This is a genomic window from Erwinia sp. STN24 (assembly GCF_041320675.1).
GTDB classification, from domain to species: Bacteria; Pseudomonadota; Gammaproteobacteria; order Enterobacterales; family Enterobacteriaceae; genus Erwinia; species Erwinia aeris.
Genome location: NZ_JBGGPM010000012.1, coordinates 39,839 through 59,880, shown reverse-complemented (window position 1 = coordinate 59,880; position 20,042 = coordinate 39,839). Strand labels below are relative to the sequence as shown.

Here is a 20,042-nt window from a genome sequence, read left to right as displayed (position 1 = left end):
GCCAGGCAGAGAATAAACTTCTTTGCAGAACATGCAGGACTGGCGGGATCACAATTAAGACGTTTAATGAAGATATAAAACCCTTCACGGATTTTCTCGTCAGGGCTTCTCAGCCATCGGCTAAAAGAGATGAAACTGTTCAGGCCCTGGCCGGCAGCCATGGGTTCTGGAAGCATGATTTCAGCATTGCAGAAGACAGCAAAACACATGAGCCCTTTTAATTATTACCCGGGGTCCGGGGCTTTATCTTCCGGTTAAAATTTATGCAATGAACAAAAAGAGGTGGCAGAGGTAATTCTTTACGCCTTTAATATCAAAACCAGGTGCGAAAAAGGCATTAAAAATAAAACTACTTGTGACGATACAGGATTTTAAACAGGCCTCGAACGTACCAGCAGGACGGAAATACCATCAGCGATTTGTAGAATTCATGGTTATTTTCCGTTCCTGCTGTTCAGTCAGGCCGGGGTTAAATTACGCCAGCGTATCTTACGGCTGGCCTGTTTTTTTCTGGTATTGTGCCATTAAATATTTCTGCTATTTCGGAAAGATAGCAAATGAGCATCATGTTCGCTTTCCGTGATGGTTCCCGTTCCGCTGCTGGAGACAGTTGCACCAGTAGTCAGGCCCAACAAGGCCATACCGGGATTATCTCATTACGCTACTCTGGCAGGCTTTTTTCAGGATTGCCCATCACCATTGCGACGACCAGCCGTACCGCATCTTATAGCGAATAGCGTTTCCGCCTGTGGCAGTGAATTAAGCAGTAATGCCTGTAAACCCTACAGCAATGTACTTTACGGCTACATTTATGCACCGCGTAGCGACAGGCAATAAGGAAAAACCTGAATCGAAACGAACTATAAGTAAGGCTGATTCTACGGTTCATCATTTCATGTTATGTTGCATTGCCTGCAAAAACAGAATTCGTAAGAATCAAAATGGATCTTTATGGATAAAACAATTTATCTTGTCGACGACGATGAATCCGTCATTAGCTCGCTGCAAAATCTTCTCAGGTCGGAAGGCTATCTGATCTCGGCCTTTACCCGCCCGTCAGATTTCCTTGAGCAGAGAGATTATCCTACGCCTTGTTGTCTGATAGTGGATTTGAATATGCCCGGATTTGACGGTTTTGATGTTTCCGTGCACCTTAACGCTCGCGGCCACGTTATCCCCACCATTTTCCTGACCGGCTACGGCACTATTCCGCTCACGGTCAGGGCAATGAAGGCCGGCGCGTTTGAATTCCTGACCAAGCCCGTTATGCCGGACGATTTACTGCGGGTGGTTGCTGACGCGCTTGCGCTGTCTGAAAAAAGCGCGGTTATCTCCCAGGAAAAGCTGGAAATTACCGGTCGATACGCTTCGCTTACTCCCCGTGAAAAAGAGCTGATGCAGTTTGTTCTTCTGGGGCTGCTGAATAAACAGATTGCCGCGGAAATGGGCATCAGTGAAATAACGGCAAAAGTGCATAAGCGCAGGGTAATGGAGAAAATGAAAGTCCGGTCGGTCTCAGAACTTGTCAGAACGGCGGAAAAGCTGGGGCTGCTGCAGGAGATGTAGTCATCCCGGCCCTCTTAAGACGCTCCCGCACGGGGCGGGAGAATATTGAGGCTTACACACCCCCCTCAACCGGCAGGGTAAACCAGAACAGACACCCGCCATCCAGGCGGTTTTCCGCCCGTAGCTCTCCTCCGTGGCGTTTAATTATCTCTTTGCTGATAGTCAGCCCCATTCCCATTCCTTCCGCTTTCGTGGTGTAAAAAGAATCGAAAATCTTTCCTGTTACTTCTTCAGACAGGCCGATTCCGTTATCGGCAACCTCAATACGGATAAGATCGCTGGCGGGATGGGAAGAGGCGATCCGTAAAGTACGCGCGCCGGCATTATTGGCCATCGCTTCAATAGCGTTGATAACCAGGTTAAGCAATACCTGCTGAATTTGTACGCTCTCGCAAAAAACCTCGTCATTTCTGGCAGTCAGATCCAGCTCCAGGGAGACGAAACGGCGTTCAAGCTCGAGCCGGGAGAGAACAATAATGTCTCGCGTAAGGCGATGCATTTTTGCTGGCGCAAACTTTGCAACCTGATTACGCGTGAGCGCCTGAAGACCGTGAATAATATCACCGGCCCTGCGGCCTTCACGGATGATTTCATCAAGGCTTTTGCTGGCGTTTTCCAGATTAGCGGGGTCGCGTTTAAGCCACCGCTGGCTGGCACCGGCGTTGGCCACGATAGACATCAGCGGCTGGTTGATTTCATGTGCGATAGAAGAGGTTAGTTGCCCAACGGTGGTTGCGCGTGCGACGCGCGCCAGTTCCGCCTGAGCGATCCTGACCGCATCCTCTGACTGGCGCTGTGCGGTAATATCCGTAAGCGTGCCGAAATACTCCGCTACTTCCGGCCAGTTTTCATTCGGCTCGCCGATCCCTTTAATGTAACGGCACTCCCCATCATCGCGGACAATCCGAAACTCTGCCTGCATGGTAACGCCTTCACGCACGCTGGTTTCGATCAGCTCTCTGAGGCAGGCAATATCATCCGGATGTACGCGCCGCTGGAACTCGGCCATGGAGGTCGCGACCTGCTCCGCAGGCAGCCCCATGATGCGTTTATATTCATCAGAGATGTACTGGATATCGGGCTCCAGATGCCAGTGCCAGGTGCCGGTATGGCTGATTTTTTCCCCGAGCATCAGCGAGGTCTGGCTGGCGCGAAGCTGCTTTTCAATTTTGCGGCGCTGAATGTTTTCATCGACCAGTTCAGCGTACAGACGGGCCGTTTCCAGCGATACCGCAGCCTGTGCCCCGAGCATGGCAACGATCCTTGAGTGATCGGCGGTGAACACGTCGGGCATTAACCGATTTTCCAGATAAAGCACGCCTACCATCTGCGCCTGTCTGAACATCGGTACGCACATGACCGCCGCGCCGGACGCCACCAGATAGTTATCCTGGCTGAACGGGCTGAACACTTCTGGCTTACCGGTACGGATTTCCTGGCCGGTACGGATCACGGCAGAAAGCACCGAAAGCGGAAGGTCGGTTGCTACGGGCAGCTCCCGCACGATTTTAACCTTAACCCCTTCCGTGGTCGTGGAGGCTCTTGCCTGAATCTCGGGCACATTGCCGTCAATCAGGCGGATCAGCATGCAATGCTGCGCCCCGGCACGCTCCACCAGCATCATCATCAGGATATGGATAAGCCGATCCAGATTGATTTCTTCTGTGAGGGCCCGCATTACGGTCACCATGCTCTGCAAATCGCTTGTGACCGCACTCTGCTCAAAAGATACGGTGCTCAGCGCAGTCCGGGACGTGTGGCTGGCGAGGGCCGGATACTGCGCTTCCAGCTGGCGAACTTTGGCGCCTGCTCCCCAATGCTCCCAGGCCGCCATGGCGCCTTTAATATAGGCATCACCGGCAAACGCCATCTCCCGGGCATACGCCATACGCGCGGCCAGTTCGCAGGCAAGGCCGTTGATATGATGAAATTGCCCCTCATGGGACAGCGTGATAGCTCGTTCAAACTGCTCCGATGCCCGCGCCGTTTCACCTTCAAGGCGAAGCAGCTCCGCGCGCAGCAGCGCCTCCTTGTCTGAAAACGTTTTCGCGTTTTCATTTGACCATGTCACGATCCTGTCGAGGTGCTTCCCTAACTGTAGCCGTAACGCGTCGGTCACAGAGCCGGAGCTGAGCGGTATCGTGACCGAAAGCGCGCTGTAAAGATGAAAATCGAGCATATGCACATGCCCCGGGATCAGCGCGGTAAACGGCTCGGCCTCTTTAAACCACCGTTGTGCGTCGGCGTATTCGTTCGCAAAAAAATGCGCCATCGCTTTATAAAGACGCAACCAGAACTGCATCAGATACATGGGTTCAACGGCATTTTCAGGTTTAACCACCGCCAGCACCGGCGTGACGAAATGATTACCGGTGAAGAGGCCGTCCCTGGGCTTACGCAGAAAAAGAACGTAGTCCAGCTGCATCCCGAGGATCACTTCAACGTCTTTATACTGCGCCTTTCTGACAAACAGCAGTCCGCGCGTAATTGACGTATGCACCCCGTCAAGATGGTCGCCGCGGGCAAGATAGTTCATGATGAGATGGCGCAACGCCAGGCAGGCAGATGTGCGATCGCCCGTTTCCACCCCAACGTCGAAAGCGGCTTTTGCCCGTTCAATGGCATAGGTCAGCGGCATCGTCCAGACGCTGACCTGATCCAGCGGCAGCAGCGTACGGGCTTTAAAACTGACGAAGTCATGCTTATAGACCAGCTCCCGCGCCAGAAGCGTGCTGGCAAAGCCACGACTGTATTCATCATAGCGATCGCCACACACCACTCCGTACCAGGAGAGGGCCAGCGTCGAAGCTCCGCTCAGGCCGTGCGCCATCGACAAATGCAGCAGCCTGCACAGGATTATAAAATGCAGCCGCGGATTAATGAAGGCGGCAAAGGTGCTGGCGCTGGCCAGCAGATCCATCACGGCTTCCGTGTTTTTGCAGGTAACCAGCGGCAGAGAACGGAAACGGGTATAGGGATTTTTCCCTACGTCCTCCTTCAGGATGATCCTTGCTTCATCACACTCTTCCTGAGCCGGGTTGCGGTTCAGCTGGATGCCAAACACCGCAAGCCAGGCGAGCGCCGTTTCCAGCGCAAGCTTGCTGTCCGACTGGCGCATATGAATTTCGGCAATCAGGCAGGCGGCCTCCGCTTTGTCCGCGACTTCACCAGGCGAAGCGTGGATCGCCGCGCTTAATTTCAGCGCGGCTGGCAGATTACCGTTCAGGAACTCACACTCCGCTTCTTCAAGCAAAAATTCGCCGCTTTCTGCCTTACCCGCGCCCTGGTTAAGCAAACGAGCGGTTTGCAGGTAGCGCAGCGCTGAAATATAGTCGCCCATGGTTTTGGCGCGCCTGCCGGCTTTAAGCAGCAGCTGACAGAACCGCGCTGCATCTGGCGTAAGAAGAGAAAGCGTTTTGACAGCAAGCAGATGATGCGCCGCCCGGAAAAGCAAAGCGTTGGTAACATCAAGGCTGGATTCGTGAATGTAATAAAGCGCAGCAGCGCAATGGAAGCTGTCTTTATCTTCATCGTTCAGAAGATTAAGCGCCGCCTCGTGCATGGTGTCATGCATAAAGGCATATCCTGCCTCATTCAGCGTTATCAGCCGGGCCGTGACGGCCGGCAGAAGCGTTCGTTCTATTTCCGAAACGGGAACAGTGATAATCCTGCTCAACACGTCCAGCCCGCCAGCGCTGCCCAGCGACGCCAGCCTGCCCAGAAGATGCCGGGTCGGCAGCGGCAACGAGGTCAGATGCCGCAATACGCTGGCTGCAACGTTCGCCGTATAGTGGCAGTTTCTGAGGGCCTGCGGATCGCAGCTCCATTTTAATGGCGCATGATGGGTAATCAGCCCGTCCCGAACGGCCTGACGAAAAAATTCTCGGGTAGCGAGCGGATTACCGGCCGTTTTTTCGTGGATCACCCGGGCCAGTTCGCTTGTTGCCGAGCTGCGGGTATGAAAAAGTCCCGCAAGCCAGTCGGCGATGTTTTTTTCGGAAAGCGGTTCCGGCGTGATATCGGTAATGCGGACCGCACAGGCCCGTATACGATTCAGGTTGCCGGCGATGGTAGGACAGGGCAGCGAGACGCTGTCACGATAGGTAATCACCAGCAGCAGGGGAATATCTTCGCTTAAGCTCAGCAGATTCTGTAACAGGAGCAGCGTAGCCCGATCGGCCCAGTGCACATCGTCGATAAGCATGACCAGCGGCCGCCCGGAAGCCGTAAACGCCTTGACCAGGCTGCAGGCTACAAGATTGAAGCGATCTTTTGCATCAAGGGGATGCGAGTGCATCTGAACGGCGGCTTTCTGGTTGAGAAGGATGCCCAGCTCGGGAACCAGGTTAACAGCCAGGCCGGCATATTCTCCCAGCAGGCGCGTAATGTGGGTTTTCCAGCGCGTCATTTCCTGGGTGGGAAGGCCCAGCACATGGAGAGTCAGCGTCCTGAATGCGGCAGTAAAAACGGCATAAGGCAGGACAGGCGAATGCTGGTCTGCCTTCACGACGGTAAGCAGCGCTTTCTTATGGCGTAGTAATTTCAGCGCAGATCCGATTAGCGACGATTTCCCTGCGCCGGGCACCCCGCTTATCGCCACCAGACTGTGCTTGCCGCTGCTGCTGACCTCATCAAAAGCCGCCAGAATATCGGTTGCCTGCGGATGATCTGTACACAGGCTATCGGGTGAATAGTCCGCCGGCTGTGAATCTTGTAGCCCGAGCGTAAAAGATGCAATCATGCCGCCCGGCATCAGCGTGGCCGCACACCGGCCGAGATCGGCGAGGACGCCCTCAGCCGTCTGATAACGGTATTCCGGCGATTTGGCCAGCAGCCTGAGAATAATTGATGACAGAATAAGCGGGACGTCAGGACGAATAAGGTGGGGCGGTAACGCTTCCGAGGCAATATGGTGATGCACCCATTCGGCGTGCCTGCCTTCAGCGCTGCCGTAGGGCAGCCTGCCGGTCAGCAACTCATAAAGCACGATCCCCAGACTGTACAGGTCGCTTACCCGACTGACGGGATGGGCAGAGCGGGAAGTGTGTTCCGGGGACATGTACGCCAGCGTTCCACCTGCCACCGGCAGACGAGGATGCTGAAGTAGATCGTTGTCGATGAATGACAGCCCAAACCCGCCAAGATAAACGGTTCCGTTATCGTTATAAAAAAAGTTTGCCGGCTTGATGTCGCCGTGCACCAGCCCCTGCTGATGCATGCTGCCCAGCGTATGGCAGAGCATTGCGGCGCTGCCAAGAAAGTCGGGAATGCCGCCGGGCGGCATACACAGCATATCCGCCAGGGTACGATAATTAAACGTCCTGTAGATCAACGCATAGCGGCCCTTAAAAAGGGTATGCCGCTGGGGCTTCAAAGCCCAGCTTTCCGCCAGGCTGGCGCGAAGGGCATACTCGTTTTTAAGCAGCTGTGTGACGTGGAAAACCGCCTCTTCACTGGCTGCCGTGGCCAGCACAAAGGTTTCGCCGGTGGTGGCGTGTCGGCACAAAAGCCAGTCGATATTGCCCTCCTGCGCCAGCTGGCTAAAAGCAATATCCTCTGACAGCATCACTTCATCGCTTTCTGCGGCATTCAACTCCTGCGGATCCATACTCATTGAGGGGCAGCCTTTGAGGAGAACTCCTGACGGATATGTTCAAACAACGTATCAATTTCGATGGGCTTTGGCAAAAACGCGATGGCGCCCAGATGAACCGCATACCGCAGCATGTTTTCATCGCCGCTGCCGGAAATGATAATACCCGGCGGCTTTTCCAGCCGCCGGGTAAGATTGATAAAAAGCTCAAAACCATCCATGCCCTGCAGTTGCACATCGATAATAAAAAGCGCGGCAGTCGCCATCGCTGCTTCATCGCCAAGAAGAGATTCTGCCGACTCGAAGGCATCGGTAAGATAACCTTCAGACTGAAGCAGGTTGGTCAGGCCATTGCGGACAGAACGTTCATCATCGACGACGACGATGCGCTGCGGCAGCTGCATGCTATGTTCCTTTATAAAGCTAAGACCTTGGTGAGGCGCTTCCCTGGAAGGTTTAGTCGCCCGAAGACGGTGGGTTGTCGCCAATTTTATGGTGATACTCATGGCGAAACCAGCGCAGGTTAACGGGCTGACGGCTAAGCAGACGTTTTATCAACGGGATAATATGTTCGCCGATCTGCATGCCTGCCAGGCCTGCCAGCGCAACGAACGGCGGCGCCGGAGAGCTGACGTCCAGAACGGCGTAAATAACGCCTGCCAGAACGCCGACCGCCAGCGAAACAGAATAGGTCTTTAACATATCAGCCTGCCTGTTTTGCGATAAGGGATGGCGATACCGGGCTTTTCTCGGTGACGGCCTGGATGTGTAAGCCAGAGGGTGCCCGGGCTATTGGTACATTGTTCAGCAGCTTTCCGCCCAGCGTGCTGCCGATGACCATGCCCAACAACCCGACAAGCGCCACGGCAGGCGGAGCAGGAGAGCGGACTTTGAGCAGCGAATAAACCAGCCCGATCAGCGCGCCCGCGCCCAGAGAAATGATTAAAGGACTCACAGATCCTCCTTTCCAGGATAGCCGGCCAGCCCGGTAAGGGGCCAGCCGGATCGATTAACGTACCGGTGCGTGTACTGGCGCCAGGGTACGGTGCTCGCTCTTCTGACGAGAAGGCGCTTTGTGCACCATGGTGTAGGCGTAGTCGACGCCGATGCCGTAAGCGCCTGAATGCTCTTTGGCAATGTCCATAACGGCGTTGTAAGTGTCTTTGTGCGCCCAGTCACGCTGCCACTCCAGCATCACCTGCTGCCAGGTCACCGGGATCACGCCAGCCTGGATCATGCGCTGCATCGCATAGTCGTGCGCTTCTTTAGTGGTGCCGCCGGAGGCATCAGCCACCATATAAATTTCGTAATCGCCTTCCAGCATGGCGCACAGCGCAAAAGTGTTGTTACAGACTTCGGTCCACAGGCCGGAAACCACAATCTTCTGCTTGCCGTTGGCCGCCAGCGCATCACGAACTTTCTGGTCATCCCATGAGTTCATTGAGGTGCGCTCAAGAATGTCCTGGCCCGGCAGCGCGTCCAGCAGTTCCGGGAAGGTATGGCCGGAGAAGCTTTCGGTCTCAACGGTGGTCAGTACGGTCGGAATGTTGAAAACTTTGGCCGCTTTAGCCAGCGCAACGACGTTGTTTTTCAGCACCTGACGATCGATCGACTGGACGCCAAAGGCCATCTGGGGCTGCTGGTCGATAAAGATAATCTGGCAGTTCTGCGGCGTCAGTACTTCAAGTTTACGGTTAGTCATGTTTTGGCCCATTGAGGTGAGTGTTCCGAAGGAAATACGGCGGTTAATCAACGGCCCTGAAAACGTTATCAAATGCCGTCGTTACGCCGGGTAACTGTCTGCTCGCAGTGTAAGAACCTTTTTATTTTCAAACTATTATCTATAGGTATAACTATACGAACGTATACTTATCCCTTTGTATAACTAGACGCTCTCCTGGCCTCCTGAACATAATCCAGCCATCCCACCAGCCTGCTTTACGGCAGGAAAATTCTCTGTCCGCAGTGGTTACCGCCGCTTCGGCACTCTCATTCAGGAGCTTTTATGGTTACCCTTGGTAAAGCCGACGTCATTCTCACTAACGGCCGATTTCACACCGTCGATCGCGAAAATCCTGTTGCCGATGCCGTGGCCATCCGCGACGGTAAGTTTCTGGAAGCAGGCAGCCTGGCGGAAGTCATGCAGCATCACTGCGAAGGCACCAAAGTCATCGACCTGAAGGGCCACGTTGCCGTGCCGGGCCTGAACGACTCGCATCTGCACCTGATCCGCGGCGGCCTGAACTACAACCTTGAGCTGCGTTGGGAAGGCGTGCCTTCCGTTTTTGACGCGCTTCGTATGCTTAAAGAGCAGGCGCTGCGCACGCCGTCGCCTCAGTGGGTACGCGTAATAGGCGGCTGGACCGAGTTCCAGTTTGCCGAGCGCCGCATGCCAACGCTGGATGAAATTAACGAAGCGGCGCCCGATACGCCGGTATTCGTTCTGCACCTGTATGACCGCGCGCTGCTCAACCGCGCCGCGCTAAAAGTCGTGGGCTATACCAAAGAGACGCCGAACCCGCCGGGCGGTGAGATCCAACGCGACAGCAACGGTAACCCGACAGGGATGCTGATCGCCCGCCCTAACGCCATGATCCTTTACGCCACGCTGGCAAAAGGGCCAAAGCTGCCTTTAGAGCAGCAGGTAAACTCAACCCGCCAGTTTATGCGTGAGCTGAACCGGCTTGGCCTCACCAGCGCTATCGATGCGGGCGGCGGTTTCCAGAACTATCCGGAAGATTATGCAGTGATCGCCGAGCTGCATGAGAAGCAGCAGATGACCATTCGCATCGCCTATAACCTTTTCACTCAGCGTCCGGGACACGAGCTGGAGGATTTTGAAAAGTGGACGGACATGCTTACGCCGGGCCAGGGCAGCGACTATTTCCGCCACAACGGCGCGGGTGAAATGCTGGTTTTCTCTGCGGCCGACTTCGAAGACTTCCTGGAGCCGCGTCCGGATCTGGCGCCGGGCATGGAGGATGAGCTGGAGCGCGTGGTTCGTCATCTGGTGGAGCACCGCTGGCCGTTCCGCCTGCATGCCACCTATGACGAGTCGATCGGCCGCATGCTGGACGTCTTCGAGAAGGTCAACCGCGACATTCCGTTTAATGGCCTGCACTGGTTCTTCGACCATGCCGAAACCGTCACCCAACGCAATATTGACCGTATTAAGGAGCTGGGCGGCGGTATCGCGGTACAGCATCGCATGGCGTTCCAGGGAGAATACTTTGCCGAACGTTACGGCATCGAGGCTACCCGGCATACGCCGCCGGTGGCGCGCATGCTGGAAACCGGCGTGCCGGTCGGTCTTGGCACCGACGCCACGCGCGTCGCCAGCTATAACCCCTGGACCGCGCTCTACTGGCTGGTCTCTGGCCGCACCGTGGGCGGGATGCAGATGTATGACGTCAATGCCCGGCTGGATCGCGACACCGCGTTAATGTTGTGGACACAGGGCAGCGCCTGGTTTTCTAACGAACAGAATAAAAAAGGCCAGATCAAAGCCGGCCAGCTGGCCGACCTGGTGGTACTGAGCAAGGATTACTTCAGCGTGCCGGATGAAGAGATCAAGGGCATTGAGTCGGTACTGACCGTAGTCGATGGCAAAATCGTTTACGCTGCCGGCGCTTTCAGCAGCGAAGCGCCGCCGTCGATACCGGTATTGCCCGAATGGTCGCCGGTGGTAAAGGTGCCGGGCCACTATCGCAGCGCGCCGCCAGCCACGACAGCGCGTGTGGGAATGCAGCAGATGCCTCATCAGTGCAGCGGCCCGTGCGGCGTGCACAGCCACTCGCACGGTATCGCCCGTGGCGCTAACCTGCCGGTATCCGAGGAAAACGCCTTCTGGGGGGCGCTCGGCTGCAGCTGCTTTGCGTTCTGATAATGATGAAACCTTTATTTTCTCAGCCGCCCCGCATCGATGCGGGGCTGTTCTTCCTGCGCCTTACCGGCTGCCTGCTGTTGCTGTATGTACACGGCCTGCCAAAGGTATTCCATTTCAGCGAAGAACTGACGCGTATCGAGGATCCCTTTGGCCTCGGTCCTTATATGAGCCTGCTGCCGGCTATTTTTGCCGAAGTGATTTGCCCGCTATTTATCCTGGCCGGCGTATTCACACTCCCAGCCTGCCTGTCCGTTATCGGCGTGCTGCTGGTCGCCATGGTGTTTGTTCATCCTGACTGGAGCATGGTGGAAGGTCAGTTTGGCTGGCTGCTGTTGATTATCTTCACCACGCTGGCCATAACCGGCCCGGGACGGTGGCGGCTCGGTGGCGGTACGCGAAGAGAGGTACGTTATGGCGCAGGTTAACGATATTAACGATGTGACCGGGAGCGAGGAGATCGCTCCCGCTCCGGCGATCGCGTCCCCCTGGCAGCCGCTGCGTCAGCCGGTGTTTCGCATGCTGTGGCTCGCCACGGTTGTCTCCAATATTGGCTCATGGATGAACGATGTGGGCGTCAACTGGACTATGCTGACGCTCAGCGCCGATCCGCTGAGCGTGGCGCTGGTTCAGGCGGCAAGCAGCCTGCCTATGTTCCTGTTCGCGCTGCCTTCCGGCGTGCTGGCCGACATTATCGATCGCCGTAAATACCTGCTGTTTTCTCAGCTCTGGGTATTCATCGCGGCAGCGGGTCTGACAGTGCTTTCGTTTACAGGGCACGTCACCCCACTGGTGCTGCTGATCGCCGCCTTCCTGATGAGCATGGGCGCCGCCATGAGTTCGCCGCCTTTTCAGGCCATCGTGCCGGATCTGGTGAAAAAGGCGGAGCTGGGGCCGGCTATCGCGCTGAACTCGCTGGGTATTAACATCAGCCGCGCCATCGGCCCGGCGCTCGGCGGGCTGATCCTGTCTTTTGCGGGGCCGTGGATGGTGTTCCTGCTCAACGCCCTCTCCGTGCTGGGCGTCGCCTGGGTGCTTTACCGCTGGAAAGAATCCCCCAACGTGCAGCGCCTGCCGCCGGAGCATTTCTTTTCGGCGGTGCGCGCGGGCCTGCGCTACGTGCATGCTGCGCCGGTGCTGCGTAACGTGCTGGTCCGCACCGTGGCGTTTTTTGTGTTTGGCAGCGCCGGTTGGGCTTTGCTGCCGCTGGTTGCCCGTCGCGAACTCGGTCTGGGACCCGGCGGCTACGGCATTATGCTGGCCTTTATCGGCGTAGGCGCCATCTGCGGGGCGGTGCTGCTGCCTCGCCTGCGCAAGCATTTCAGCGCCGATCGGCTGATGGTGCTGGCCAGCCTGCTGTTTGCCATGACCCTGCTGGCGCTGGCGTTTATCCGCCATTTCTGGCTGCTCAACGCCTTTGAGTTCTTTACCGGCTTTGCCTGGATCACCGTGCTCTCCACCCTGAATCTGGGGGCGCAGCGCAGTGCGGCAAGATGGGTTAAAGCGCGTGCGCTGGCTGTTTATCTGACCGTGTTCTTTGGCTCGATGACCGTGGGCAGCGCGGTCTGGGGGCAGCTGGCTTCGCGCTACGGCATTCCGCTTTCGCTGTGCACCGCAATGCTGGGGATGGTGCTGGCCAGCCTTACCGTGCTGCGCTGGCGACTGGATAAGGATCCGGATCTGAATCTGGACGTCAGCGAGCTCAGCGAGCCGGTTCCGACGCTGAACATTCATCACGATCGCGGGCCGGTCAGGGTGAGCTACGAATATCAGATCCGCGCAGAAGACGCGCACGCGTTTACGGTCTGTATGCAGGACATGAGGCGCGTTCGCCGTCGCGGCGGCGCCATAAACTGGGCGCTTTATGAAGATATCTTCCAGCCCGGCATTTTCGTTGAAACCTTTGTGGTCGGATCCTGGATGGAGCAACTGCGGCAGCTTGAGCGCTACACCATGAACGATCGCAAAATTCAGAGCCGTGTTTACGCATTTCACCAGGCCGAACAGACGCCCGTTGTACGGTATCTGATTGCGCCTGAATAACCGCTGCTTTTTCATTCAACATCGCAAGGAAAAGACAATGAGCACGATTAAAACTGCTGACGGTACGCAAATTTACTTTAAAGACTGGGGCAAGGGTAAGCCGGTGCTGTTCAGTCACGGCTGGCCGCTGGACGCGGATATGTGGGACAACCAGCTGAACTTTCTGGCTGAAAACGGCTATCGCGTCATCGCTTTCGATCGCCGCGGCTTTGGCCGTTCGGATCAGCCGTGGACCGGCTACGATTACGATACTTTCGCCTCGGATATCAACGAGCTCATCACCAGCCTTGATTTGCAGAAGGTGACGCTGGTCGGCTTTTCGATGGGCGGTGGCGACGTTGCGCGTTATATCAACAACTACGGCACCGCGCGCGTGGATGGCCTGGTGCTGCTTGGCGCGGTAACGCCCGCCTTCGGTAAGTCCGATGATTTCCCGCAGGGCGTCGACCAGTCCGTTTTTGCCGGCATCCTGGCGGGATTGCGCCAGGATCGCGCGCAGTTCATCAGTGATTTTGCCGTACCGTTTTACGGCACTAATGCCGGCCAGACGGTTTCAGAAGGCGTACTGACCCAGACGCTGAATATTGCGCTGCTGGCTTCGCTCAAGGGCACGCTGGACTGCGTTAAGGCATTTTCCACCACCGACTTCCGTCCGGATATGGCGAAAATCGACGTGCCCGCGCTGGTTATTCATGGCAGTAACGATCAGGTGGTGCCGTTTGAATCAACCGGCAAGCTTGCCGCGGAGATGATTACAGGCGCGCAGCTGAAAGTGTATGACAATGCGCCGCATGGCTTTGCAGTCACCCATTCCGACCAGCTGAACGTGGATCTTCTGGCATTCCTGAAATCCCTTTAAGGACAGCGTAAGGCCTTGGTTTTAGGCTTATACAGGAGCACAGACCGGCTTTTCAGCCGGTTTTTTGCTTCGTGCTTCTCTTGCACGGGCAGCTGCAGACCTGCAGTCGGAAACCGGCACATCCGGAAGGAAATCACCTGCAATAACGTTCAAAGTCGGCCTCGCGCTGGCTCAGAGAGCTTCCTGCGAAGCGAATCTCTCCAGGGCCGGGCCGTCAAGCCGGTATCGAACCCATTCGCTCAGAGGAAGCGCATCAATACTGCGGTAGAAATCTTTGGCTGACTTATCCCACTCCAGAACGTTCCATTCAATCCGGTTACAGCGGCGGCTAACGGCCAGCTGAGCGATATACTGCAACATGGCTTTTCCTGCGCCTCGTCCCCGGTAATCAGGAGTCGAATAGAGGTCTTCCACGTTAAGGCTGTAGCGACCGGGCCAGGTTGAATAGCCCAACGAGATAACCGCATAGCCGGCAATATCCCCCTCAATCTCGCAGAGATAGGCCTCCGCTGCGGTATCGGCAGAAAACAGGAACGTTCGGATTTCGTCAACATCTGGCATAGCCTCCGGCGGGCTTTCGCGGTAAACGGATAAGCCATTTATCATATTACAGATAGCATCCATATCTTCCGGACCGGCCTGCCGAATAATAACGCTCATAAACTTTCTCTCACCAATATAGTTTGCTGCCTGCAAGGATAATCGGTATTGTTCGATGAAATAAGTGCAATAAAATCAATGGCAGGTGAATTTCATGCATCATGTACTACGGCGTCTTGATCTCAACCTGTTGCCGGTTTTCGATGCTGTTTACCGACACCGCTCGGTCAGGCTTGCCGCCGCCGAACTTGCCATGAGCACTTCAGCGCTGAGCCATGCTTTGACGCGCCTGCGTGAATTTCTTAAGGACCCGCTATTTTATCGTGAGGGGCATAAGATGTGCCCCAGCGTATTTGCCTGCCAGCTGGCGCCTTATATAGCGGGATCGTTATCCACGCTCAATCAACACCTCAGCCCGTTACAGCCCTTCGATCCGCTTGCAAGCACGGAAACGTTCAGAATTGCCGTGACGGATTACACCGCCTTTTGCATATTTCCCGGGTTAATGAAGGAAACAGAAAAAATGGCGCCGGACATTACTTTCGAGTTGTGCCATTTGCCATATAACCCAGCGCTAAAGGAACTGCTGGCAGGCGAAATTGACCTCGCGTTGAGTTTCAGCGAAGCGAATGAGGGTAAACATCAGGATTTAGAGGAGGTTGATTTATTTAGCGATGAGTTTGTCGTTATCAGTAATATTAATCGACTCAGCATGACGCTGGAGGAGTACCTGTCAGCAGGGCACGTAGTGGTCACCCCGTGGAATGAGAAGAAAGGTTTACTGGATGCACACCTCGCGCGTCTGGGGCTGGAACGCAGGATCTCCCTGAGAACGCCATCGATGCTTGCTTCGCCACATATTATTGCTGAGAGCGATCTGTTGATGGCCATTCCTGCCTTTGTAGCCAGCAAGATTGCCGAGCTGGCCAGTATTAAAACCTTTCCCTTACCTTTTTATGCGCCTCCTTTTACGGTAAAAATATATTCTCACAAACGAAGCGGTAAAAAATCATCTACCGACTGGCTTAAAAAAGTTATTTTGCAAAGCATAAAAGAGAAAAAATAGCTTAAAACCTTCCATACGAGGTTGATGGTTTAGCATTACCCTGACTTAATTTTAAGAGCCTGCTCTGATATCTTTTTCCCCGAGGCGGCGGAGTTAGTAGCAAGGTAAGGGTTTTCATTCCAGCAATAAACCTGGGGAATAGTGTATTACAGGAAAAACGGCCTGATTTTTATTACTATCCACCGTAAAACACCGGCCGTTTTTTTTTGCTTCTCTTTATTTAGAGGGCACCCGGGTTTTCTACGCAGATAGACGAATAATTAAGCCATGCGCATAAAACAACGTCAATCCGGTTTTGTTTGCTGCGCAAAAGCGTAACGGCAGGTAAGCAAGTTTTAGATTTATGCATTTTGACGACGCGGCGTGCGCGGATTGACTATGCTCAGAAGCGTTCAGGCTTCCTCCACTTACTCCAGGAAAAATATTATGAAAAAATTATCTGTAATCGCCATCACTGCCGGAATGCTTTTGGTTATGAGTTCACAGGCTGATGCAAAAGGGTGCCTGAAAGGAGCCGCTGCCGGAGGCGTGGCAGGCCACGTTGCCCATCATGGCGTAGCTGGTGCAGCAGCAGGCTGTGCGGTTGGCCATCATATGGCTAAAAAGAAAGAAAAAGAAAAAGAGGCAAACAGCAAGCAGGAGCAGAAATAACAGCCAGGCCGATCAGATGTTTTTCGCCATTCGGCGGCGATCGCATAACAACCGCGCCACAGCGGTGGCATTATCCGTCGCTTTCAGGCAACGGGTAATGCCAATGACATCCGAACCGACGCGTAGTTAGCTAATGCTGACGGCTATCTGTCAGAGCTGCTTTGACACAGCAGCCAGACCGCCTTCTTTTCGAACCAGGGCGTCAGGGAAAAGGCCGCCCGCTCTGGGGGTAAGCGCGTCTTATGGCGCAGATATCAGCTTATCGGTAAAACATGCCTGAACACTCGCTGTGGTAAGCAGAGCGGCGGCCCGATCTGCCGGTACGGGCCGGCTGAAAAGATAGCCCTGGCCGTAATCACAGCGTCGTTTTTGCAGCCACTCGAGAGTAATAGCGTCTTCAATTCCTTCTGCCGTCACCGTTACCTTCAGCTCCTGACACAGCGCCAGCAGGGTTTCCACTACCTTTTGCTGCTGCGAAACGCTCACAACGGTGGAGATAAACGAGCGGTCAATCTTGATCCGGGTAATACCAAGGCCCAGCAGAACCGACATATTGGAGTAACCAGTGCCGAAATCATCCAGCACCACGCCAATACCGTCGTCCCGCAGGGCACGAATAGCTCGTCTGGCCTCTTCTGAAATGGTCATCACGTTCTGCTCCGTCACCTCCAGCTCCAGCTGTACCAGTGCCGCTTGCCGCATAATGCCGGACAGGCGGTCCGTCAGCACCGGGTTGAGCAGCTGCTCAGGCGTGATATTCAAAGACAGATGCAGACCTGCCGGCCAGCCTGGGGTGATGCGAACGACGGCCTGCAGCAGTTCAACAGTCAGAGTGTCCATCAGGCCCAGCTTTTCCACTACGGGAATAAACACCGCAGGTGCAATAACCTTACCGGGGCCGGGTATCCAGCGCGCCAGGATCTCGAATCCGGTAATGCGGCCCGTTTGCAGGGAGACAATAGGCTGCAAAAAAGGGACGATGGTATGGCTTTTGATAGCCTCGGTAACGTCGTGCTCGAGCTTTTCCCTCTGGAGAAATCGTTGCTCCATATCCGGTGAGAAATGGACCAGATGCAGCGTTTTGTCCCGTTTAGCTTCGTACATGGCCAGGTCCGCCGCCCGCACCACGCCAGAGCTTCCGCTACAGGTTGAGCAGGCTACGCCTACCGACAGGCCCAACATGGTATCAGGCCCGGTCCGGATCTCCGCAGCGCGCTGACGGAGGGTTGCAGCAGTTCTGACCGCCTCTTCAGGCTGCCCGCCCCCTGAAGTCATAGCAAATTCATCACCGCCGATGCGGAATACATGGGTTTCCGGGCCGGCAGCTTCTGCCAGCAGGCCTGCCAGAGAAATCAGCGTGGCATCCCCCTGATGATGCCCGTTCAGGTCGTTGATGCTTTTAAAGTCGTTGATGTCGAGTAATGTCAGAAAATAAGGCTGCCCGACCGCTTCAAGCTGGGCAATACGAGCGCTGAATGCTCTCCGGTTACCCACGCCGGTCAGCTCATCGGTATCGGCCAGCCGAAGGGCATTTTTTTCAGCGGCAAGCATTTTGCGTATGAGCCTGCCGATCAGCAGGCCAGGAATGATCATGGCCAGCAGAGCAAAGGCAGAGGACGTCAGGATAAACCTGAGCCTTTCGCTGGTTTCAAAATCGGCGCTATAGCCCAGACCGAGCAGCACGGAAATCTGCGCCTCAAGTCCGTACTCCCATAAGGTGGAAAGCAAAAATATGGTTACAATATTAAGCATTGCTAACCATAAAAGTTTCAGGTGCATCCGAGGACCCCGGCAATATAATTAGTTGTATATTCAGTAGTTATCACTAAAAAACGCAATTTAATTCTGCATAATATTGATGGCATGCCGAAAATCATGTTATTTATAATGAAATAAATCTATTGGAATAAGTATTTACCTCTGGCAAGTTGCAGACGCCCTGCCCATCCTTTGCCAGGTGCGATAAAAGAAACCCAATCCTATATCGGCAGAATTTGCCAAATTAACAGGCCATGTCGGTAAATTTTATTCACTATTGCAGATTGGTGCTGTAAATTTGCCTTATCAGGCGAAACGGCCATAGAAAAAGTCAGGCTATTGTCGTGAAGAAAATAACCGCTACCGACGACTTTTTCGGTTTCTTTTTCAGGCCCCGAGAAGGCGATCGGAGAAATATGCTGATGTAATCCGCACAGAGTTATAATGATTATGATTTATAACTCAAGAGACTGCTTAGATTTACCTTTAAAATGTCGATAAAATAAAAAGCAAAGGCCACCCTATTACCAGGTGATTTTAGAAAAACTTATCTTACTTCACCTAAGGGCATATTTAATTCTTGTTCAGGCCCTGAAATCCGCAATCCATTTTCAGGCCAGATTACGGATCCCACGCTTAAGCGGCCAATGCCATTTACTCTGGCCTATCAATAATGATGATGCGATGAGCAACGGCGATAAGATCTTTTTCAACAATATCAGGCTGTTTGCCAACGCGTAATACCGCATTGCCCGGACGAGCAACCAGTGCACCTTTCCAGCCGCAGGCTGTTGCGCCCAGGATATCCCAGGTATGCGCAGCGACAAGCCGCAACAAATCGGCATTCACGCCGAGCCTCTGTGCCACGCTGGTGTAATTCTCCGTGGCCGGTTTGAAACGTTTGACCTCTTCAACCGAGAACTGCTTTTCAAAAAAGTGAGCAAGGCCCGATTGTTCCAGTACCTTCTGGCCAGCCTGAGTGGATGAATTGGTGAGCGTCACCAGACGAAATCCGGCTGCCCGCAGCATTTCCAGCGCGGGCAACGCATCCGGGTGAGCAGGAAGCGTCGCCAGACGCTGCCGAAATTCATTTATGTCTTGCTCTGAAAGTATGGTACCTCTTATCTCAGCCACCATTTGCAACACGGCTACAGCAAGCTCGCCAAAGGGCATGTAACTGCCGCTGAGAGTAAGCGACTGGGAATAAATGATTAATTCAGAGAACCATTGGCGCAAAATTCGTTCGTCACCAAATACCCTTTTAAAAATGGGGTTCAGCGCCCCTGTATCCAGAAGCGTTTCATTGACATCAAAAACTATTATCTTATTGCACATTATTTCCCCCTCTGATTAAAGGTTAAGTGTAGATGCAGATTGCGTGATGGCAATATTTTGGAAGTATTGTATCGGTTGACAGGAATCTCTTTCCGCTTAAAAATATAAGTCACCCTTCCAATTTTCACTAAACATATATTAAGGATGTGTTTATAAATTATATTGTAGTTATTTTTATTTGGAAAATTACATCTGAACGAAGAAAGCGTTAATACCTATGGACGTGATTATCCTTTCCTGTTTGTTCAGAAAATCGGACATCCTGAATACAATGGTTTTATGTAAATCGCCATAGAGATTTATTATTTACAGGCATTTAAAATTTCTTATTTTACCTGTTATCGGCTGCTCAAAAAAAGCAACGCCGACTGTTGATATTTACAGGAATGCGCTGACAGATAACGGGATTATAAATCCGTTAGTTAACGGCATTGCCAGCATGGTGGAATCAAGAGCAGAGGGTAAAGCGCTATTACCTCCATTCAAATCCAAATCATGAAATTGAAACCTATAATTACTTTGTCGGCCAGGATAATCAATCTGTTAATCTGCATTCTGGCGGGCACCAGCGTATACAAAAGGTAATTAAATAAAGCTCGTTCACTCTGATGGTGGCAGAAAAACATCAGGATAGCAACATCTCATTTTCATAGATAAAAAATCAAATAATTCATGATGTTATTTTTTT

At 53.8% G+C, this 20,042-nt stretch carries 16 protein-coding genes; 8 read left to right on the top strand and 8 right to left on the bottom strand.

Annotated features, from left to right (window positions below):
- Both ACA373_RS22025 and ACA373_RS22020 read left to right on the top strand, forming a co-directional pair.
- A partial coding sequence (locus ACA373_RS22025; protein ID WP_370735147.1) for a hypothetical protein occupies positions 1–221 on the top strand: 221 nt, incomplete at its 5' end.
- 730 nt (positions 222–951) lie between these two features.
- Entirely contained in the window at positions 952–1,566 is a 615-nt protein-coding gene (locus ACA373_RS22020) for a response regulator transcription factor (RefSeq protein WP_301253003.1), read from the top strand.
- Between the two features lie 52 nt (positions 1,567–1,618).
- On the opposite strand, the gene ACA373_RS22015 is transcribed toward ACA373_RS22020, so the two are convergent.
- The 5 genes from ACA373_RS22015 to ACA373_RS21995 are packed head-to-tail and all read right to left on the bottom strand — an operon-like array spanning position 1,619 to position 8,861.
- Positions 1,619–7,174, bottom strand: coding sequence for an AAA family ATPase (locus ACA373_RS22015; protein ID WP_370735149.1), 5,556 nt, complete (start codon positions 7,172–7,174; stop codon positions 1,619–1,621).
- 2 nt (positions 7,175–7,176) lie between these two features.
- Entirely contained in the window at positions 7,177–7,563 is a 387-nt protein-coding gene (locus tag ACA373_RS22010) for a response regulator (RefSeq protein ID WP_253461381.1), read from the bottom strand.
- A gap of 52 nt (positions 7,564–7,615) precedes the next feature.
- Complete coding sequence (locus tag ACA373_RS22005) at positions 7,616–7,861, bottom strand: DUF1427 family protein (RefSeq protein ID WP_253461383.1); 246 nt, start codon at positions 7,859–7,861, stop codon at positions 7,616–7,618.
- A 1-nt stretch (position 7,862) separates the two neighbouring features.
- Positions 7,863–8,114 (bottom strand): DUF1427 family protein, encoded by a 252-nt coding sequence (locus ACA373_RS22000; RefSeq protein WP_253461385.1) that lies wholly within the window; start codon positions 8,112–8,114, stop codon positions 7,863–7,865.
- Positions 8,115–8,168: 54 nt separating this feature from the next.
- On the bottom strand, positions 8,169–8,861 hold the full coding sequence (locus ACA373_RS21995) for a hydrolase (protein WP_253461387.1): 693 nt from the start codon (positions 8,859–8,861) through the stop codon (positions 8,169–8,171).
- A gap of 303 nt (positions 8,862–9,164) precedes the next feature.
- Here ACA373_RS21995 and ACA373_RS21990 point away from each other — a divergent pair, with 303 nt between their 5' ends.
- The 4 genes from ACA373_RS21990 to ACA373_RS21975 are packed head-to-tail and all read left to right on the top strand — an operon-like array spanning position 9,165 to position 13,944.
- Complete coding sequence (locus tag ACA373_RS21990) at positions 9,165–11,042, top strand: amidohydrolase (protein WP_253461389.1); 1,878 nt, start codon at positions 9,165–9,167, stop codon at positions 11,040–11,042.
- Between the two features lie 2 nt (positions 11,043–11,044).
- Entirely contained in the window at positions 11,045–11,470 is a 426-nt protein-coding gene (locus ACA373_RS21985) for a DoxX family protein (RefSeq protein WP_369896913.1), read from the top strand.
- On the top strand, positions 11,457–13,085 hold the full coding sequence (locus ACA373_RS21980) for an MFS transporter (RefSeq protein ID WP_301253007.1): 1,629 nt from the start codon (positions 11,457–11,459) through the stop codon (positions 13,083–13,085). The genes ACA373_RS21985 and ACA373_RS21980 overlap by 14 nt, the downstream gene beginning before the upstream one ends.
- Positions 13,086–13,122: 37 nt before the next feature.
- Positions 13,123–13,944, top strand: coding sequence for an alpha/beta fold hydrolase (locus tag ACA373_RS21975; RefSeq protein ID WP_301253008.1), 822 nt, complete (start codon positions 13,123–13,125; stop codon positions 13,942–13,944).
- A 171-nt stretch (positions 13,945–14,115) separates the two neighbouring features.
- Here the strand turns inward: ACA373_RS21975 and ACA373_RS21970 are convergent, their stop codons facing one another.
- Complete coding sequence (locus tag ACA373_RS21970; RefSeq protein ID WP_301253010.1) at positions 14,116–14,604, bottom strand: GNAT family N-acetyltransferase; 489 nt, start codon at positions 14,602–14,604, stop codon at positions 14,116–14,118.
- 94 nt (positions 14,605–14,698) lie between these two features.
- Here ACA373_RS21970 and ACA373_RS21965 point away from each other — a divergent pair, with 94 nt between their 5' ends.
- Both ACA373_RS21965 and ACA373_RS21960 read left to right on the top strand, forming a co-directional pair.
- Positions 14,699–15,610 (top strand): LysR family transcriptional regulator, encoded by a 912-nt coding sequence (locus ACA373_RS21965; RefSeq protein ID WP_253461397.1) that lies wholly within the window; start codon positions 14,699–14,701, stop codon positions 15,608–15,610.
- 426 nt (positions 15,611–16,036) lie between these two features.
- Positions 16,037–16,261 carry a hypothetical protein gene (locus ACA373_RS21960; RefSeq protein ID WP_301253013.1) on the top strand — a complete coding sequence of 75 codons (225 nt, stop codon included), beginning with the start codon at positions 16,037–16,039 and terminating at the stop codon, positions 16,259–16,261.
- A gap of 240 nt (positions 16,262–16,501) precedes the next feature.
- Here ACA373_RS21960 and ACA373_RS21955 read toward each other — a convergent pair whose 3' ends face one another.
- Positions 16,502–18,013 carry a bifunctional diguanylate cyclase/phosphodiesterase gene (locus tag ACA373_RS21955; RefSeq protein ID WP_301731053.1) on the bottom strand — a complete coding sequence of 504 codons (1,512 nt, stop codon included), beginning with the start codon at positions 18,011–18,013 and terminating at the stop codon, positions 16,502–16,504.
- A 660-nt stretch (positions 18,014–18,673) separates the two neighbouring features.
- A complete protein-coding gene (locus ACA373_RS21950) occupies positions 18,674–19,354 on the bottom strand; it encodes a haloacid dehalogenase type II (RefSeq protein WP_370735146.1) in 681 nt (226 codons plus the stop codon).
- Positions 19,355–20,042 lie beyond the last annotated feature (688 nt).

Excerpts from the sequence above, each read along its gene's own strand:
- ACA373_RS22020 (WP_301253003.1), top strand. The coding sequence starts at position 952 with ATGGATAAAACAATTTATCTTGTCGACGACGATGAATCCGTCATTAGC.
- ACA373_RS22015 (WP_370735149.1), bottom strand. The coding sequence starts at position 7,174 with ATGGATCCGCAGGAGTTGAATGCCGCAGAAAGCGATGAAGTGATGCTG.
- ACA373_RS22010 (WP_253461381.1), bottom strand. The coding sequence starts at position 7,563 with ATGCAGCTGCCGCAGCGCATCGTCGTCGTCGATGATGAACGTTCTGTC.
- ACA373_RS22005 (WP_253461383.1), bottom strand. The coding sequence starts at position 7,861 with ATGTTAAAGACCTATTCTGTTTCGCTGGCGGTCGGCGTTCTGGCAGGC.
- ACA373_RS21995 (WP_253461387.1), bottom strand. The coding sequence starts at position 8,861 with ATGACTAACCGTAAACTTGAAGTACTGACGCCGCAGAACTGCCAGATT.
- ACA373_RS21990 (WP_253461389.1), top strand. The coding sequence starts at position 9,165 with ATGGTTACCCTTGGTAAAGCCGACGTCATTCTCACTAACGGCCGATTT.
- ACA373_RS21985 (WP_369896913.1), top strand. The coding sequence starts at position 11,045 with ATGATGAAACCTTTATTTTCTCAGCCGCCCCGCATCGATGCGGGGCTG.
- ACA373_RS21980 (WP_301253007.1), top strand. The coding sequence starts at position 11,457 with ATGGCGCAGGTTAACGATATTAACGATGTGACCGGGAGCGAGGAGATC.
- ACA373_RS21975 (WP_301253008.1), top strand. The coding sequence starts at position 13,123 with ATGAGCACGATTAAAACTGCTGACGGTACGCAAATTTACTTTAAAGAC.
- ACA373_RS21970 (WP_301253010.1), bottom strand. The coding sequence starts at position 14,604 with ATGAGCGTTATTATTCGGCAGGCCGGTCCGGAAGATATGGATGCTATC.
- ACA373_RS21965 (WP_253461397.1), top strand. The coding sequence starts at position 14,699 with ATGCATCATGTACTACGGCGTCTTGATCTCAACCTGTTGCCGGTTTTC.
- ACA373_RS21960 (WP_301253013.1), top strand. The coding sequence starts at position 16,037 with ATGAAAAAATTATCTGTAATCGCCATCACTGCCGGAATGCTTTTGGTT.
- ACA373_RS21955 (WP_301731053.1), bottom strand. The coding sequence starts at position 18,013 with ATGCTTAATATTGTAACCATATTTTTGCTTTCCACCTTATGGGAGTAC.
- ACA373_RS21950 (WP_370735146.1), bottom strand. The coding sequence starts at position 19,354 with ATGTGCAATAAGATAATAGTTTTTGATGTCAATGAAACGCTTCTGGAT.